The sequence below is a fragment of the Halalkalicoccus subterraneus genome (assembly GCF_003697815.1).
Classification (GTDB): Archaea; Halobacteriota; Halobacteria; order Halobacteriales; family Halalkalicoccaceae; genus Halalkalicoccus; species Halalkalicoccus subterraneus.
On record NZ_RDQG01000072.1, the window covers coordinates 1 to 16765 of the forward strand.

General features: G+C 64.3%; 21 protein-coding genes and 1 tRNA gene. 12 read left to right on the forward strand and 10 right to left on the reverse strand.

Annotation, left to right across the window (positions count from 1 at the left end; genetic code table 11):
* The 3 genes from EAO80_RS15265 to EAO80_RS15275 form a co-directional block, all read right to left on the reverse strand.
* On the reverse strand, positions 1–95 hold a 95-nt coding region (locus EAO80_RS15265), incomplete at its 3' end, for a cold-shock protein (protein ID WP_162994038.1).
* Between the two features lie 87 nt (positions 96–182).
* Positions 183–518: a DUF7344 domain-containing protein gene (locus EAO80_RS15270; RefSeq protein ID WP_122090732.1), complete on the reverse strand. Its 336-nt coding sequence runs from the start codon at positions 516–518 to the stop codon at positions 183–185.
* A 142-nt stretch (positions 519–660) separates the two neighbouring features.
* Positions 661–733, reverse strand: a tRNA-Gln gene (locus tag EAO80_RS15275).
* Positions 734–865: 132 nt separating this feature from the next.
* Between EAO80_RS15275 and EAO80_RS15280 the strand changes: the two genes are divergently transcribed.
* Genes EAO80_RS15280 through EAO80_RS15290 form a run of 4 tightly spaced genes read left to right on the forward strand, consistent with a single transcriptional unit; the run spans position 866 to position 2973 of the window.
* Entirely contained in the window at positions 866–1444 is a 579-nt protein-coding gene (locus EAO80_RS15280; RefSeq protein WP_122090733.1) for an IMP cyclohydrolase, read from the forward strand.
* Positions 1445–1469: 25 nt separating this feature from the next.
* Positions 1470–1622: a hypothetical protein gene (locus EAO80_RS19870; RefSeq protein WP_162994039.1), complete on the forward strand. Its 153-nt coding sequence runs from the start codon at positions 1470–1472 to the stop codon at positions 1620–1622.
* Positions 1623–1677: 55 nt separating this feature from the next.
* Positions 1678–2262 (forward strand): DUF1684 domain-containing protein, encoded by a 585-nt coding sequence (locus EAO80_RS15285; RefSeq protein ID WP_122090734.1) that lies wholly within the window; start codon positions 1678–1680, stop codon positions 2260–2262.
* Between the two features lie 51 nt (positions 2263–2313).
* A complete protein-coding gene (locus tag EAO80_RS15290; RefSeq protein ID WP_122090735.1) occupies positions 2314–2973 on the forward strand; it encodes a metallophosphoesterase family protein in 660 nt (219 codons plus the stop codon).
* Here EAO80_RS15290 and EAO80_RS15295 read toward each other — a convergent pair whose 3' ends face one another.
* Both EAO80_RS15295 and EAO80_RS15300 read right to left on the reverse strand, forming a co-directional pair.
* Positions 2974–4152 (reverse strand): aspartate kinase, encoded by a 1179-nt coding sequence (locus EAO80_RS15295; protein ID WP_122090736.1) that lies wholly within the window; start codon positions 4150–4152, stop codon positions 2974–2976. It lies immediately after the preceding gene.
* Between the two features lie 109 nt (positions 4153–4261).
* Positions 4262–5851 (reverse strand): DNA-directed DNA polymerase II small subunit, encoded by a 1590-nt coding sequence (locus tag EAO80_RS15300; RefSeq protein WP_122090737.1) that lies wholly within the window; start codon positions 5849–5851, stop codon positions 4262–4264.
* Between the two features lie 87 nt (positions 5852–5938).
* Here EAO80_RS15300 and EAO80_RS15305 point away from each other — a divergent pair, with 87 nt between their 5' ends.
* Positions 5939–6757, forward strand: coding sequence for a S26 family signal peptidase (locus EAO80_RS15305; RefSeq protein WP_245998645.1), 819 nt, complete (start codon positions 5939–5941; stop codon positions 6755–6757).
* 37 nt (positions 6758–6794) lie between these two features.
* On the opposite strand, the gene EAO80_RS15310 is transcribed toward EAO80_RS15305, so the two are convergent.
* Positions 6795–8297: a Cdc6/Cdc18 family protein gene (locus EAO80_RS15310; protein ID WP_122090738.1), complete on the reverse strand. Its 1503-nt coding sequence runs from the start codon at positions 8295–8297 to the stop codon at positions 6795–6797.
* Positions 8298–8968: 671 nt separating this feature from the next.
* Between EAO80_RS15310 and EAO80_RS15315 the strand changes: the two genes are divergently transcribed.
* The 5 genes from EAO80_RS15315 (at position 8969) to EAO80_RS15335 (ending at position 11524) form a co-directional block, all read left to right on the forward strand.
* The gene (locus EAO80_RS15315) at positions 8969–9610 is read left to right on the forward strand and encodes an Era-like GTP-binding protein (RefSeq protein WP_122090739.1); all 642 of its coding nucleotides are present in this window, start codon (positions 8969–8971) and stop codon (positions 9608–9610) included.
* Between the two features lie 4 nt (positions 9611–9614).
* Positions 9615–10001: a DUF2073 domain-containing protein gene (locus EAO80_RS15320; protein WP_122090740.1), complete on the forward strand. Its 387-nt coding sequence runs from the start codon at positions 9615–9617 to the stop codon at positions 9999–10001.
* Between the two features lie 2 nt (positions 10002–10003).
* Complete coding sequence (locus EAO80_RS15325; RefSeq protein WP_122090741.1) at positions 10004–10471, forward strand: Zn-ribbon domain-containing protein; 468 nt, start codon at positions 10004–10006, stop codon at positions 10469–10471.
* 175 nt (positions 10472–10646) lie between these two features.
* The gene (locus tag EAO80_RS15330; RefSeq protein ID WP_122090742.1) at positions 10647–10739 is read left to right on the forward strand and encodes an adenosine deaminase; all 93 of its coding nucleotides are present in this window, start codon (positions 10647–10649) and stop codon (positions 10737–10739) included.
* Positions 10739–11524, forward strand: a complete 786-nt coding sequence (locus tag EAO80_RS15335; RefSeq protein WP_122090743.1) for a DUF7089 family protein — start codon at positions 10739–10741, stop codon at positions 11522–11524. Before EAO80_RS15330 ends, EAO80_RS15335 begins: the two co-directional genes overlap by 1 nt.
* Before the next feature lie 4 nt (positions 11525–11528).
* Here EAO80_RS15335 and EAO80_RS15340 read toward each other — a convergent pair whose 3' ends face one another.
* Entirely contained in the window at positions 11529–12107 is a 579-nt protein-coding gene (locus EAO80_RS15340) for a DUF7090 family protein (protein WP_122090744.1), read from the reverse strand.
* A gap of 136 nt (positions 12108–12243) precedes the next feature.
* Between EAO80_RS15340 and EAO80_RS15345 the strand changes: the two genes are divergently transcribed.
* A complete protein-coding gene (locus EAO80_RS15345) occupies positions 12244–12924 on the forward strand; it encodes a class I SAM-dependent methyltransferase (protein WP_122090745.1) in 681 nt (226 codons plus the stop codon).
* Positions 12925–13113: 189 nt separating this feature from the next.
* On the opposite strand, the gene EAO80_RS15350 is transcribed toward EAO80_RS15345, so the two are convergent.
* The 3 genes from EAO80_RS15350 to EAO80_RS15360 form a co-directional block, all read right to left on the reverse strand.
* Positions 13114–14670, reverse strand: coding sequence for a stage II sporulation protein M (locus EAO80_RS15350; protein WP_122090746.1), 1557 nt, complete (start codon positions 14668–14670; stop codon positions 13114–13116).
* A gap of 57 nt (positions 14671–14727) precedes the next feature.
* Positions 14728–15489 (reverse strand): sulfite exporter TauE/SafE family protein, encoded by a 762-nt coding sequence (locus EAO80_RS15355; RefSeq protein ID WP_122090747.1) that lies wholly within the window; start codon positions 15487–15489, stop codon positions 14728–14730.
* A 64-nt stretch (positions 15490–15553) separates the two neighbouring features.
* Positions 15554–16228: a type 1 glutamine amidotransferase gene (locus tag EAO80_RS15360; protein ID WP_211330724.1), complete on the reverse strand. Its 675-nt coding sequence runs from the start codon at positions 16226–16228 to the stop codon at positions 15554–15556.
* A gap of 183 nt (positions 16229–16411) precedes the next feature.
* Here EAO80_RS15360 and EAO80_RS15365 point away from each other — a divergent pair.
* On the forward strand, positions 16412–16765 hold a 354-nt coding region (locus tag EAO80_RS15365), incomplete at its 3' end, for a DEAD/DEAH box helicase family protein (protein WP_162994040.1).

Consider the following 16765-nt stretch of genomic DNA (forward strand, 5'->3'; position numbering starts at 1 on the left):
TCCATGTGGAAGAACACGTCGTCGTCCGCGTCGTCCGTCGAGATGAAACCGTAGCCGCCAGTGTCGTTGAAGAAATCAACTTCGCCTTTCGCCATTACAAATAGACCAATGCTCCCTCAACGGATAAGGCTTCCGTGACGCGGGTCTGCATGCGCTGAGACCACACACGACGGTCGAACGTCCTACTCGGAACTCCCGTTTTCCTCGAACACTTCCGCGACCGTCAGCACCGCATCGAACTCCGTCGGCGTGCCGTGGACGTTGATATCACCGGCCTCGGCGTCGTACTCGATGAAGTCCGCGCTCGCGGTCTTCGGGAGGTGAGTGTGGTGCAAGGAGAGTTCGACCCGGTCGTACTTCTCGGGTGCGGGTTCGCCGGGCGACTCGTCCTCCCACCGCGCGACCTGCTCGGTGAGTTCCTCGATCGATACCTGGCCCTCCCGTCGGTCGAGGTAGTACAACGCGTATCGACGGCGTTCCTTGCGCAAGAGGTCGAAAACGGTGTCGAGAGATACCATGAGATGGCTGTCGGATTAACACGTGGTACACTCAATAATAAATATACGTCCTGAGACGCGACGCGGTCTCCCGTCCGAGATGGTCGTGTATCGGACACGGATGGGACAGTGGTCCAGCCGTAGAAGCGCGGAGAAGTGCGAGTAGTCCCAACAGGATTCGAACCTGTGTCGAAGCCCCCAGAAGGCTTCAGGATTGGCCACTACCCCATGGGACTACGCTTGCAACCGTCCGTATCGGTCGCTACAATGTAAGCGTTGCGCGTTCCGACCATCTGTGGGACTGAGACACACAACCCGTCCGTGTATAGACCGATATCTACTTGTCCACGAGGTAAGCACGGACGTGTATGTACGTCGGCCGATTCCTGATCGTCGGCCCCGACTGCGGGGCCTACCGCGTTTCCTCGCGCTCGTTCCCGAACCGCCGGATCGTCGAGCGCGACGACCGCCTCACCGTCGGCCCGACGGAGGAGGCAGCGGAGACCGATAACCCCTACGTCTCCTACAACTGCGTTCGCTCCACCGGAAACGAAGCCATATTGGGCAACGGCTCGCACGTCGACCCGATCGCCGAGAAAATCGGGATGGGCTATCCCGCCCGGGACGCGCTCGCTTCGAGCCTGCTCGCGCTCGACTACGAGAAGGACGACTACGACACCCCGCGGATCGCGGGCGTGCTGGACGGGGAGGGCGGCGTCATAGGTATCGTCCGGAGGGACGCGCTGCTGGTCGAGCGCGTCGAGGAACCGACGCTGGTGGCGACCTACGAGAGGGACACACCCGAGGGGATCGACTTCGCGCCCGGAAGCGCCGCGGAGGCCGCCGGGACGGTCTACGATCACGAGTTCGAGCACGCGGTCTGTGCTGCGGGCGTGATCCGTGAGGACGGGGAGTTCGCCTGGGCGATCGAGAACGGACAGGACTGAAGGCCCACCTCCCCCTACGAGGGGTATGTGCGTCGGCCTCGTCTCCGATGTCCACGCGAACCGGGTCACGCTCGAGGCCGCTTCCGACAGGGGAGTCCACGTCCCGCTCCGGACGCTGCTCGCCATCGGGGTCCCCCTCTCGATCCTGATCGCCGTCCTCGCCCTGACGATCCTCTGAGATCGAGCGGCCGAGCGACCGAAAGGCGGACCCGTCGCTGGTCGGTATCTGAGGTATGGCCGACGATCCGGAGTTCGACGTCGAGGACTGGCGGGCGGAACTCGAGGAGAAACGCGACGAGAAGGACGAGTTCTTTTCGACCCATCCCCAGTCGCCGATCCCGCCCGAGGGACGAGGGGGGTTCGACGGACTCGACTACTTCGAGCCCGACCCACAGTACCGCCTCAAGGCGACGGTCTCGATCCCCGAGGATCCCGCTTCCGACCCGGTCTACATGGAGACCACCGCCGGAGGGGAGGTCCGCTATCTCCGAACCGTGGTCCTGACGATGGATCTCGAACGCGAGGATCCCGACCTTGCGGACACGGAACTCGAACTCGCGGGCTACGAACAGGAAGGCACTGATGGCGCGCTGTTCGTCCCCTTTCGGGACAAGACCACCGGCCAGATGACCTACGAGGGCGGGCGTTACATGGAACTCGCGGCCGAGGACGACCTCGCGGAGGGCGACTCGATCGTGGTCGATTTCAACCTCGCGTACACCCCCTTCTGTGCGTACAGCGAAACTTTCGAGTGTCCACTCCCGCCCGAGGAAAACTGGCTCGAGGTCGTGATTCCGGCGGGCGAACGGCTCGAGTAGCTCGGTATCCGAGGCCGAGAATACATACCTCTGGACGCGCTCGCCTCGGGTATGCGCGTCGGCCTCATCTCAGACATCCACGCGAACCGGGTCGCGCTCGACGCCGTTCTGGACGACATGCCCAGGGTCGATCGCCTGCTCTGCGCGGGCGACGTCGTCGGCTACAACCCCTGGCCCGCGGACTGTCTCGAGACGGTGAGGAAACGCGGAATTCCGACGGTGATGGGCAACCACGACCGCGCGGTCGCCAGCGACACCGCCTTCCGGTTCAACGCGATGGCGAAGGCCGGCGTCGAGCACGCCCGTCGGGAGCTCTCCGATGAGCAGTTGGAGTGGCTCGCCGGGCTCCCCGAGGAACGAACGGAGCTAGATGGGAAGGTGAAGCTCGTCCACGGCCACCCCGAGAACCCCGACCACTACACCTACCCCGAGGAGTTCGGGCCCGACCTTCTGGACGAGGAGGAACTGCTCGTGTTGGGCCACACCCACGTTCAGGTCCATGAGGTCTACGAGGAGGGGATCGTCTGCAATCCGGGCAGCGTCGGTCAGCCCCGTGACGGCGATCCCAGAGGGGCCTACGCGGTCGTGGACCTCGACGATCGGACCGTCGAGGAACGACGTGTCGAGTACGATATCGAGCGGGTGATCGACGCCGTCGAGGAGGCAGGGCTTCCCGGGCGAATCGGGGCTCGGCTCCGCGAGGGGCAGTGATCAGAACGCCCTCTGGAGCACTTCGAGAGTTCGCTCGCGGTCGGCCCACGGGACGAAGACGGCGACGCTCGTCGCGCTGGTGATCACGTCGTGGACCGTGATGTTCTGCTCTGCGATCGGCGTGATCACCCCTTGGATGATCCCCGACTGGTTGGGGAGTTCCCCGCCCGTGACGCGGATCACCGCGAAATCTCCCTCAAGGGTCACGCTCGAAAGGGCGTCGTCCTCGATGACCGCCTCGTGTAGGATCGCCTCGGTCTCCTCTGCGGCGTCGGTGTCGACGTAGAAAGTAACGGAGTCCATCCCGCTCGCGACCGCATCGAGGTTGATCCCCTCCCCGGCCAGCGGCGCCGAGAGATCCGAAAGGATCCCCGGCCGGTTGCGAATCGCCCGGCCCGCGATCGTCACACAGGCCAGTGGCTCCTCGCGCATGTCGACGAGGTTCTCGAACTCGCCCTCGATGCTCGTTCCGCCGGTCAGTAGGTCGCCGTGCTGGTAGTGGACGACGCGCACGCCCATCCGACCGTCCTTATAGGAGAGCGCCGACGGGGCGACGACCTCCGCACCGCGAAACGAGAGGTTGCGCAGTTCGTCGACCGAAATCTCGCCGACGTTTCGCGCACCCTCGACCACGGAGGGGTCTCCGGTCATCACGCCCTCGACGTCGGTGACGATGACCACCTCATCGGCGTCCATGTACTTGCCCAGCATCACGGCCGTCGTGTCGCTTCCACCTCGCCCCAGTGTGGTGACGCTCCCCTCACGAGTTTCGGCGAGGAAGCCGGTGATAACGGGGACGACCCCATCGAGGTCAGCGGCGAGTTCCTTCGCGCGCCGGCGGGTCTCCTCGACGTCGACCTCACCGTACTCGTCGGTGATGATCGGCCACTCCTCGCGGCCGGGTTCGACGAAGATCGCCTCGACGCCGCGCGAGGCCAGTGCGGCCTTCAACATCCGCACGGACGTGCGCTCGCCCATGCTGACGATCTCTGCTTTGTCCGCCTCGTCGGTCTCGAAGGTGATGTCCTCCAGCAGATCGTCGGTAGTCGAGCCCATGGCACTCGCGACGACCGCGATCTCGTGGCCGCCCGCGACCGCGCTCGCGATCGAGTCGGCGGCGCGGTTGATCCGGTCGCCGCTTCCCAAACTGGTGCCGCCGAACTTCGCTACGACGCGCATGCGTTTTCACCCGCGTGTGTCGTGCTCATGGGGGTTGATAGCAAAAGCGGACAAATAACCCTACTCATCCGGAGCAGAATTTCCCGACCCACCATCCCGGCGGCCCCGCTCAGGTGAACTTCCGGGCCGTGACGTCGAGCGTATCCAGATCCACGATCGGAGCATAGCCCACGTCGGGGTCGATGTTGACGCTGCGCTGGAATTCGGTCTGTTCCTGCCAGCAGCCGCTGTTGATCGCGGTCACGTTGTTGTAGGTGCCGAAGCCGAGCTTGTGGACGTGGCCCGTGTGGAAGACGTCGGGCACCTCGTCGATCACCAGATAGTCGCGTTCCTCGGGTGCGATCCGCATCTTCCCGCCGTATTTGGGCGCGACGTGGCGCTTCTTCAGCAGGTGGTACATCGCCTTCTCGGGGTTATCGTAGCTCGCTTTTTCTTCAGGTAAGTCCGCGATCATCTCGTCGAGGCTCATCCCGTGGTACATCAACACGGAAACGTCCTCGATGGTCACGGTCGAGGGGTTGCCCGTAATGCGGGCATCGTGGGCGCTCATGATCCCTCTGAGTTCCTCGTCGAAGGCCGGCTGGGGTTCGGCGAGACGCACCGCGTCGTGGTTGCCGGGGATCATGACGATCTCCAGATCGCCGGGAACCTCCTTCAGGTACTCCGCGAACGCCTCGTACTGCTCGTAGATGTCGACGATGTCGAGTTCCTCGTCCTGGTTCGGATAGATACCCACACCCTCGACCATGTCGCCCGCCAGCAGCAGGTACTCGACGTCTTGGGCCTCCGCGGTGTGGAGCCAGTCGGCAAAGCGGCTCCAGGCGTCGGCGGCGAACTCCTGGCTGCCGACATGGACGTCCGAGATGAGCGCGGCCTGGACGTGTCTGTCGGCGGTGTTCGGTTTGTGGGTGTGGGGGACGTCGGGGAAGAAGATCTCGTCGGTGAAGAGGATGCCCGCGTCGTCGGCGAGCGTTCCCCGAACCGCGATCACCTCGTCGTAGACGAGTTCGTTCACGAGGTCCGCGATCTCACGGTCCTTCATCACCAGGCATGGGAAAACACCAGTGGTGTCCTCGAGTTCGATCAACCAGTGACCGCTCGCGGTCGAGCGGATGTCGTTGACCATTCCGATCATCTCGGCGTCGCTTCCGCCGGGCATCGACTGGATCGCGTCGGCGGGCCGGTGGTTGACTCGTCCTCGAAGCTTGCCGGCGAGGCGCTCGTAGCGATCGCGAAAAACGGTCACGAACTCCGAGTACTCGCCGGTTCCCGTACTCTGGCCGGTGATATCGCCCAGGATATCGACGAGCCGTTCTTCGGGGTCGGTCGGAACCCGCTCGCCGTCGCCGCCGGGTTCGTTCGTCGTCGGAACCGAGTCGTCACCCCTATCCTTCGTTTCGACTGGAGTGACAGCGCCGCCATCGGCGACGCTATCGGATCCTTCTGCATCGGAAACAGGGGGGTCGGGGTTCGGGGTGGTCGTGGGAGTACGCGGCGAGTCGCGGGTGTCCCCCTCGACGACCTCTCGGAGGTGGTCGCCGGTGATCTTGAAGGCGTCGGGAGGTGCGGCCTCGACGGCTCGGTCGAGGGCGCGTTCGGGGTCCGACGCGCTCGCGAGCAGGGTGACGGCCTCGCGGTCGGCGTTGTAGCCGCGGGCGGCGAGTTCGGCGATGATCCGTCTGTCCGTCTCTCCGGGCACGACCCCAGGATACAGGGGGTAGAATGAAAAGCGTGCCGAAAGGCGGACCCAGAAGGTTGAAACCAGAACGCCCCAGTAGGAGTGACAATGAGTTCCCCCGGCGACGGTCGGTCGCCCTCCGACGAGGAGTCGACACACGACGGCGAACGAGCGGATCGCCCCGAAACCGTCCGGGGCTGGCTTCGCTGGTTCTGGACCGTCGACCGCGGCAGCGCGATGGTGGTTCGGGAGTTCCTCGTCAGCGTCGGGATGGTGCTGGTCGTCGGACTGCTCCTCTTCTCGCTGGCGGGCGTCTGGCCGCCGATGGTCGCCATCGAGAGCGGGAGCATGGAGCCGAACATGCATCCCAACGATCTGGTCTTCATCACCGACAACGACCGGTTCGTGAACGACGCCGCCTACGGCTCGACTGGTGTCGTGACCTACGAGGCGGGCCAGGAGTCGGGCTACGAGAAGTTCAACGGGTACGGCGACGTGATCATCTACGAACCAAACGGCAACGACCGGCAGGTACCGATCATCCACCGGGCGCATTTCTGGGTCGAGGAGGGCGAGAACTGGTATGACCGAGCCGATCCGGAGCACGTCGGTAACGCGGCCGACTGCGAGGAACTCCGCAACTGCCCCGCGCCCAACGCCGGGTTCATCACCAAGGGCGACAACGAGGTGACGAACCAGCGATACGACCAGGCCAGAGGGATCAGCGGGCCCGTCGCCGAGGAGTGGGTGATCGGCACCGCCGAGGTCCGCATCCCGTGGCTGGGCTGGGTCCGGCTACAACTCTCCGAACTTGCCGCCGGCGGCACGCCACAGGTCGTCCTCGATACGTCACCGGTTTCGGTGGACACTCCAACTTCGGACGGATGGACCGCGCCGACAAAGTGGGCCGACCCCATAGTCGCGTAGCTCTTCGAGAACAGGTGTAGCAGGACGGATCGACCGTTCAGTTGTCGAAACGAGCCTGCACGAAGGGCTGGATCTCCTCGATCTCCGAGAGCCGCGAATCCGCGAGTAGAACGGCTTCCGTCTCCTCGATCGGAACTGACAGACTGATCTCCTTCGTGCGGCCGTACCGCCCCTTCGAGACGACGATCGCGTTGACGATCCCCAGCATGTCGAGTTCGCTGATGAGGTCGGTGACGCGGCGCTGGGTCAACACGTCGGCGTCGACCTCCTCGCACAGGCGCTTGTAGATGTTGAACACCTCGCCCGTGTTGACGTTGTGGACGCCGTTTTTCTCGAGGAGGACGATCGAAAAGAGCACGAGCTTCGACTGGGTCGGGAGGGTCCGTACGACCTCCACGACCCTGTCGAGTTCGATCTTGTCCTGAGCCTGGCGGACGTGGCTCTCGTCGACGCGCTCGGACTGGCTCCGCTCGGCGAGCTCGCCCGCCGTTCTGAGGAGGTCGAGCGCCCGGCGGGCGTCGCCGTGTTCCTGGGCGGCAAACGCGGCACACAGCGGGATCACGTCGTCGGTCAGCGCGGCGTCCTCGAAGGCGATGTCCGCGCGGTGCTGAAGGATGTCCCGGAGCTGGTTCGCGTCGTACGGCGGGAAGACGATCTCCTCCTCACCCAGCGAGGATTTGACGCGCGGGTCGAGGAAGTCGGTGAACTTCAGGTCGTTACTGATCCCCATGATCGACACTCTCGAGTTGTCGAGTTCGGAGTTCATCCGCGAGAGGTTGTACAGGGTGTCGTCGCCCGACTTCTCGACGAGCTTGTCGATCTCGTCGAGCATGATGACGACGACGCGCTCGCGGTAGTCGACGGCGTCGAAGAACTCCTTGTACACCCTGTCGGTGGGCCACCCGGTCATCGGCACCGACTCCATCTCCTCGAGTTCCCCTTCGAGCCCCTCGATCCGCGAGTCGATCTGCCCCGTGTTCTCGAAGGGGGTCGCTTCGAGTGCGGTCGCCCCCTCCTCGACGGCCTCGCGCAGATCCGCGAGATCCGAGAGCCGACGCTCGACGTGGGCCTCGTTCTGCTCGATGAACTTGTTGGCCAGTTGCGCGAGCACTCGATACTGGGTGTCGGTCACCTCGCAGTTGATGTACTCGACCTCGCAGGGGACGTCGTACTTCTTCGAGGTCTGTTCCAGTTCCTGGCTGACGAACTTCGCGCTCGCGGTCTTTCCGGTCCCGGTCTTCCCGTAGATGAGGATGTTCGAGGGCGTCTCACCCCGGAGTGCGGCGACGAGGATCGTCGCCATCTTGTTGATCTGTTCCGAGCGATGCGGGAGTTCGTGGGGGGTGTAGGACGGTCTGAGGACCTCCTTGTTCTCGAAGATCGGGTCGCCGGCCAGCAGGTCGTCGAACAGCCCCTGCGAACCCGATTCCGACTCCTCGAGCACTCCCTCTTCGAGGACGTCCTCGACGTCGACGGCAAACGATCTGTCTTGCTCCTCGTCGTCCGCGCGGTCCCCGTCCGGTGAATCGTTCGCTGTCATGGATCGTGCGTTTCCCGTCCTCGAACCCCCCTGTTTCAACTGGAGGTTGCCGCTCGAACACCCATACTGGCGCTAGAACCGTCCGAAACGATCGATATGAGGGCATCCAAGCGGACGATGAGTGAAACGTAGTGCAGCCGAACCCAAGGTTACAGCGGACCTTAAAACTGTCTTTCCGTCACGAGTGCTGTTCGAGTGGGTAATACTTCTATCTTTTCTGATGTTTTAACTGAACCCCCCACCCCTTCGTTTCGGGTGGAACGGAAACGAGACGCCCCCCTCCCCCTCGAAGGGATATAGAAGAGGAAACTACTAAGACTATAGAGAGAGAACCAGATCCGTAGTACAGTAGTAGAGTTTAGCTAGAATAGAATATTTATTGTCTAGATATATTTTACTAGTGGAATTTATTCGATTTGCGATCGGGGCCCGTCGGATCGAGCGTCTCCAGTCGAAACGAAGGGGTGGGGGGATGACACCGAGAGTTCCCACCTCACGTCGAATCGATGGAAGGTAGTCCCGATATTGGGTTCTGATACGTTCCAGTTCGATCCCTCAGCCGGCCCGGGAGAGTTTCACATCACATATCGTATGGGTGTCTGACGCAGGCTTAAGTACCCCTAACTATTCGTCTACGCGCATGGACGCGCCGTCTGGCGCGGGAGGACAGGATGGGACTGTTCACAGATATCAAAGATAGTATCTCACGCGCGGCAGATCGGCTCTTCGCTACCGATACGCAGAAGCGGATCGGCATCTACGGCCCGCCGAACGCGGGCAAGACGACGCTTGCGAACCGAATCGCCCGTGACTGGACCGGCGACGCGGTCGGCCCGGAGAGTCACGTACCACACGAGACCCGACGTGCCCGCCGGAAGGAGAACGTCGAGATAAAGCGAAACGGTCAGTCGGTCTCGATCGACATCGTTGACACCCCAGGGGTGACCACGAAGGTCGACTACAACGAGTTCCTCGACTACGACATGGAGGAGGAGGACGCCGTCCGGCGCTCGCGGGAGGCCACCGAGGGCGTCGCCGAGGCGATGCACTGGCTGCGCGAGGACGTCGACGGCGTCATTTACGTGCTCGACAGTACGGACGACCCCTTCACGCAGGTCAACACGATGCTGGTGGGGATCATCGAGAGCCAGAACCTCCCCGTATTGATCTTCGCGAACAAGATCGACCTGGAAGAGGCGAACGTCAAACGGATCGAGAACGCCTTCCCGCAGCACGAAACCGTCGAGCTGTCGGCGCTCGAAGGGGAGAACATGGACGAAGTGTACGACAAGATCGCGGAGTACTTCGGGTGATCGAATGGCAGAGATAACCGGTTCGGACGGCAACGGAGTGCAGATCGACCTCATCAGCGGCGAGCGCATGGACGAACTCGCGAGCATGGAGAAGATCCGGATGATCCTCGACGGCGTCCACGACGGCAACATCGTCATCCTTGAGGAGGGTTTGACCCCCGAGGAGGAGTCGAAACTCATCGAGGTGACGATGAGCGAGATCAACCCCGATGGGTTCAACGGTATCGAGATCGAGACCTACCCCAAGTCCCAGACCGGCGGGGGCGGCTTCCTCGGACGGCTGATGGGAAAGGGGGAGACGAAGAAGCTCACAGTGATCGGGCCCGCCAACCAGATCGAGACCCTCCACAAGGACGAGTCGCTCATCAGCGCACTCGTCTCACGAGAGTAACCGTGCCCCATCAGTGCACGGAATGTGGCCACACCTTCGAGGACGGCTCCAAGGAGATGCTTTCAGGCTGTCCGGAGTGCGGTGGCAACAAGTTCCAGTTCCTCCCCGACGGGGCCGAATCCGACGCCAAGCCTGAAACGTCCGACGAACCGCGAGCCGACCCGTCGGCCGCGGACGACCGTGAGGACCGCGCGCAGGCCGACGCTCGCTCCTCGGTGGTCGACGCCGACGAGCTCCCGTCGTCCGAGCCCGACGCCGGTTCCGAACCCGACGAGGCGACGTCCGATCTCTCGGAGCTCCGCGAGGAGCTGAACGACCAGTTCGAGAGCATTCGGATCGTCGATCACGGACAGTACGAACTCAACCTGATGGAGCTCTACAAGCGCGAGGAGTTCATCATCGCGCTCCAAGAGAACGGCCGGTACGTCATCGAGGTACCCGAATCGTTCCGGCGCGGTCTCGAGGACTGACGGCGCCATTACCCCTTCGACCGACCGGTTCCCCGTTTCGCTTACAACGCGCATCGATCGGCGGACGAGTACCGGATCGGGCGCTCGGGTTCACCCGAAGCGGGGGTGGTGTGGCGTTCCGACAGTGAGGCGTGGATGCTCACCATTTATACGGCAGGCTACCGATTCGACCGGTATGAGCCAAGCTACGAAGATCGTCGTCGGAACGATCGCGATCTCGGCGGCCCTCTCGCTCACGCTGGTCGCCTACTACGCGTTCCTCGTCTGATGTTCACGGAGCGTGCCCTCTCGCCCTCGCTTTCACGTGTGCGCGAAAACCACACTCCGGGGGCGCTCGTCCTCGACTGTGAGGGGGATTTCGAGACCCTGCCGCCCGAGGCGCTCGACGAACTGGCCGTGATCACCGAGGGGATCTCCCCCGTCAGCCACCCGAAGGGGTGGCTCCCCGAGGGCGTCCCCGAGATCGCCCGGCGACACGCCGGGTCCGACCTCGTCGTCGGGATGCCGGGTGCCGGGAGCGTCGCGTGGACGACCCAGACGACCCCGCCGATCTGTTTCGTCAAGGCCCGTGTCGAGGGTGTCCCCGAGGGGTTCGTCGATTTCTTGATCGCCGAAGCGCTCGTCGAGATCGGGTTCGAGTTCCCCGAACAGTTCGTCGGCTTCTTCGGCGCGGACTACCCCGACCTCGCGCGCACAACGGGGCTCGGTCCCAACGGGACCTATCAGATCGCGACGGCCCTCTTTGCGGGCTGGCGCGGGCTTCACACCCGCGAGGTCTTCGCGGGGTGGGAGGGAGAGGAGCCCGACCTATACGAGGCGTGGGTCGACGCCGGCCAGCGTCTCGAAGGTCGGGTGGGTGATCTCCCCTCGCTGATCGCCACGAACGAACTCGATTTCGCGGAGGCGACCGAACTGGCCTGTAGCGCGATCAAACATGACCTCGCTCTCCCCGCGCCCTTCGATGCGCTCGATACGAAGGCGTACCGCGAACACGGCGCTCCGTTCGCGGTGCAGTGGGCCGAAAAGACGTTCGCGACGCTCAACGGGGAGTAACGGCCTAGAACTCGCAGCTGACGCTGCCGTCCGCATCCAAATCGATCGTCCCGTCGAACAGCTCGACATATTTCTGTGCGGTTTCCTCGTCGTGGACCTCCTTCGAGAGGTGAAAGAGCCCGACGGCGTCGTACTCCTCGAGGAGCGCGAGCAGCTCGCCCATGGCGTCGTAGACGGCATCCTCCTCGGCGTAGTAGATCAGTTCCGTCACCGAATCGACCGTGATGCGGAGCTTTCCGTCGTGGCTCTCGAGGAAGTCACGGGCCTGTGAGAGGATTCCCTCGATATCGTGCGGTGCAGAAACGTAGTGGACCTTCTCGCCGCTTCGCCGTGAGTAGCCCCGCTCGACCGAGAGGGTGTCGAGGATCACGGCCCGGGACTCGTCGACGTCGTAGTAGTCGAGCTTCTGCTCGACCTCGCGGGCGGTGGTTCGTGTCGAAATGACGAGGAAGTGGTCGGTGTCGGTCGCGAGGAAGTCGGTGTCGATACGGTCGGTCTCGCCGGTGCTCGGATGGAGGAGGAGAACGCCGGTACCGCCCGGAACTGTCTCCGGTGCGCCTTCGACCGCCAACGTATAGTCCATACCAGAGCCAACCGACGAATCACCTTAAGCGTGGGTGGATCGTACGACCGGGCCCGATCGCCCTCCTCGCGATCGTCTCGGGGGTGAACTGACGCGTTCCGAACCGGTTTTGTCCCCGCCGACCGACGACCTCCCAATGAGCGTCCGCGAGGAGTTCGACGACTGGGCGGCCCAAGGAAGAGATCGAGGAATGGAGGAGCGCCACTGGCACACCGCCAAACACGCACTGGCGCGCATGCCCGTCGAGCCGGGCGACACCGTCTTCGATCTGGGTACCGGCTCGGGATACGCGCTCCGGGCGCTCCGGGATACGAAGGGTGCGGACCGGGGCTATGGAATCGACGGCTCGCCCGAGATGGTGCGAAACGCCCGCTCGTACACCGACGATCCCTCGATAGCGTTCCTGCTGGGTGATTTCGACTCGCTTCCCCTCGCGGACGATTCGGTGGACCACGTCTTCTCGATGGAGGCGTTTTACTACGCTAGCGATCCCCACCACACCCTCGCGGAACTCGACCGGATCCTCCGTCCCGGCGGCACGTTCTTCTGTGCGGTCAACTACTACGAGGAGAACGTCCACTCCCACGAGTGGCAGGACCGGATCTCCGTGGAGATGACCCGCTGGTCGCGCGCCGAGTACCGCGAGGCGTTTCGGAGGGCGGGCTTTCACGTCGCCGAGCAGGACGCCATCCCCGACCTCGACATCGAGATCCCCGACGAGAACGAGTTCCCGACCGACGACTGGAAGGACAGGGAAGAAATGGTCGAGCGGTACCGAACCTACGGTACGCTTCTCACCGTGGGGGTCGTCCCGTAGTTCCACTCGAAACGCACCCCAATCCATCCGAGACGTTCACGGTCGAACGGACCACCGAGCGGGATCCCGGCGGCCGACACCGTCTTTCCCACCGACGAAACCCGTCCGCCACATCGATTCTTCCAGGCTAGTTACTATCCACGACAAATCCAATGGGGGACGTTCACAACCCCTCCGCTTCGACTGGAGCTACAGCACCCAGCCCGCGATCCAGGGGGTGAGAAAGGCCTCGACGAACGAGGCGAGGACGAAGACGGTGGCCAGACCGACCATCACCCAGAAGGCCGTGTGGATCTCCGCTGCGAGCGTTGCGTCATCGATCTCCCTTCGGAAGCGCCGCCAGCCGACGTGTCCGAGGTGAAGCCCCAGCGCGCCCGAGACCGCGAGCGCGGGGACTTCGAGGATGCCGTGGGGGACGATCAGTGCGGCCACCACGAGGAGGTCGACACTGACCCCGGCGACGAGCCCGACGACCACCCCGTTGAACAGCAGATTGACGGCGGTCGGGATCCCGAGGGCGAGTCCCGCAAAGGTCTGACCCAGCGCGACCAGCCAGTTGTTCACCGCGATCATCACGAAGGTGTCGAGCGGGAAGGGACCGAAGACCATCGTCGGATCCCCGATCCCGCCGGTCCCGAGGGCGACGTCGCCGACGGCGAGGTAGCCCCCGAGCGTTCCCACCCCGAACAGGACGAGGCTCACGCCCGTCAGCGCGAGGCCCGCCTTCGATACCACAAACGCCTCCAGCGAGTCCATGCTCCTCGACCACCCCTCCCGAAGGCGGGTCCGAACAGCACGGCCCTCCCCCGCGAGCAGTGGACGGGTGTCGACTCGTTCGCCCTCGACGTAGATCCCGGTCTTCAGCAGGTGGAGCAGGGGGGTGACGAACAGCAGTGTCAGGACCGAAACGACGTTCGAAACGCCGAGGATCGAGAGAAGCGCGGTCGCCCCGGCGACCGCCGCGGTGATCCCGATCGCGATGACGACGTAGACGACGAACGCACCGGGTCGCCGCCGGACGAAGCCCGCGGCACGTTTCACCGCTCCGATCGTCCCCACCCGGTCGATCACCACCGCCTGCGGGGCGAAGACGAAGACCGCGGCGATCAGGAGGAGGGAAACCAACCAGACGGGCGCGAGCAGCGCGGCACCGACCGCGACGAGCAGCCCGATCCCGGGATCGGCGAGGGAGACCGCACCCGCGACGAAGACGACGAGCCCGTAGACGAGCGTCACCAGCAGGTAGAGCCCGTATTCGAGGAGTGCGAGCCCGACGAAGGGCTTGGTGTCCCGGAGCGCACCCGTCACTCCCGACTCGACGGGCTCCCTTCCCAGCAGGGCGGCGTAAACGGTGTGGGTCTGGCCGGCGTGAACGGCCGCACCGACGAGGATCCAGACGGCGATTCCAATGAGAACCGAGAGACCGACGATCGCGAGCACGCCCGGCGTGAACAGGCCCGCGATCGCCTGATCAAACTGTTCGGTCGGCAGTGCGTCGGGGTCGGCGGCCGTCGGGTCCTCGGTGGCCCCCTCCAAGGCGTCGAAATCGGTTTCGGCGAGCGCCTCGTTGAGGGCCGCGAACCGACCCTGTGCGAACAACAGGAGGACGGCGAGAAAGAGTCCGATCAGGGGGACGGTCCGCGCGACGGTCCCGGCGCCGTAGCCGACGAAGTACGCCGGAAGGACGCCGGCGGGCTTTTCGACCAGCGTCGAGACGGCGCCGTCGAGCGCGTCGGTGACCTTCATCGACCCGCTATCGGGCTGTTAGTCGCATAATCGTTACGACCCGTTCGGCGATGTACGTCAGATCACGAGCGACGCGGCGAGCCCCAACAGGACGACCCCGAGCGCGAGTTTCAGGCGGTCGGCGGCGATCCGGTGGGCGAGCCACCAGCCGAGGGTCACGCCCGCGAGATAGGCCGCCGTGAGTACGAATACGAGCGGGGTGACGACCGCATCGAGCAGCAGGTAGTTCGCGGTCGTGAACAGCGCGGTAACGAGAACGACGACCTGGGTGATCGCGATCGTCACGAGCATGGGAACGCCCACGAGAACGAGCGCCGGCGCCGACAGCGCCGCCCCGCCGATACCGAGGAGGCCGCCGAAGACGCCGATGACGAGCCCGATAGCGACGAACGCGAGGAGGTCACTTCCCTCGCGTCCCAGCCGAAACCGCGGTTCGAGGTCGCGGTACTCCCGGTAGAGGATGTTGAGCCCGACCGCAGCGAGCATCGCGGCCAGGATCAGTCCGTACAGTTCGCGTGAGAGGTAGGCGTTGGCCTGCACGCCGACCCAGGTGCCGACGGCGGCGGCGGCGCCCACGACGCCGGCGACCCGCCAGTCGATCTCGCCCGAGCGCGCGAAGACGAGACTCCCGAGGATCGCGCCGACGACGAACGTCGCACTGGCGGTACCGGCGACCTCGGCGGCCGAAAGCGGGGTCAGCAGGTAGAGCCCGGTTACGATGAGGATCCCGCCGGGACCGATGGTCGAGACGACAATCCCGCCGAAAAAGGAGAGGAGAGCGAGTGCGAGCAGGACATCGGTGCCGAGCGCGAACACCATTCCAACCGGTCTACTCGCGCGGCCCTGTTGAGGGTTCGCCCTGCAGGAGCGCCCCTCCGGATCGCTACCGCGAGGCCGAAACCAGCCGGCGGAAGTTCCCGAACAGTCCCGTCGCCGCGAACGCTTCGACTGATCTCTCGTGGGGCTCCCAGCCGTGTTTCCTCGATACGACCTCGTAGAACCGCTCGGTACACTCGGGGTGGAACTGGACGCTCCAGACCGGGACCTCGCGGTGGCGGGTCGCGAACAGCGGGTAGTCCGGAAGCGAGGCGATCGGCTCCATCCCCTCGCCGGCCTCGACCACCCAGTCGCCGTGGACCGCCGCCACCTCCCCGCTCAGGCCGTCGAACAGCGGGTCGTCGCCGAACTCGGGCTCGACGAGCGCACGGCGAAGTCCTCGATGCTCGACGCGCCCGCCGAGCGCCCCGTTGATCGCCTGGTGGCCGAAACAGACGCCCAGCGTGGGGATCCTCTCCCGAACGAGCTCGCGGATCCACTCGGCTTCCACACTCATCCATGGGTGCTCGTCGGCCTCGTAGACGCCCGCCGTGCTCCCCGCAAGGACGACCCCGTCGCATCCCCCGAGATCGGGGGCCGAACCCTCGCTCGCGAAGTCGTGTTCGCGTCGCTTCGGGAACTGGCGTGCGAGCTCCTCGGTGTGGTAGCGCGAGTCGGGGTCGGGCTCGTTGTGGACGACGAGGATCATCGTCAGCGAGTAGCGGGCGCGAGTGGTAATCACTATCGGTGATCGGAAGACTTCGATTGATCCGCGCCCTGTACTACGGGACACTCGTTCCAGTCGCTCCTATCAGTGGAAATCGATGATGGACGCCGGACGGCACGGTCAATCGGGTATCCCGTGACGGTTCAAGTTCACCCTACAGGCGAGCGGGTGAAGTGTCTCGAACCCCTTGCGTACTCAATGAGTAACACGAGTTCCGGCCCGCTCCAACCGGACAGACCGGAGGCCGAGAAACCCTTCCGCGTCGAGGCTCCCTTCGAACCCGCCGGCGATCAGCCCGAGGCGATCGAGCAGCTCGTTTCGGGCTACGAGTCGGGCATGGACCGCCAGACCCTCTTGGGTGTGACGGGTTCGGGCAAGACCAACACGGTCAGCTGGACCGTCGAGGGCATTCAAACCCCGACTCTAGTCATCGCTCACAACAAGACGCTCGCCGCCCAACTGTACGAGGAGTTCAGAAACCTCTTTCCGGACAACGCCGTCGAGTACTTCGTCTCCTACTACGACTACTACCAGCCCGAGGCCTACGTCGAG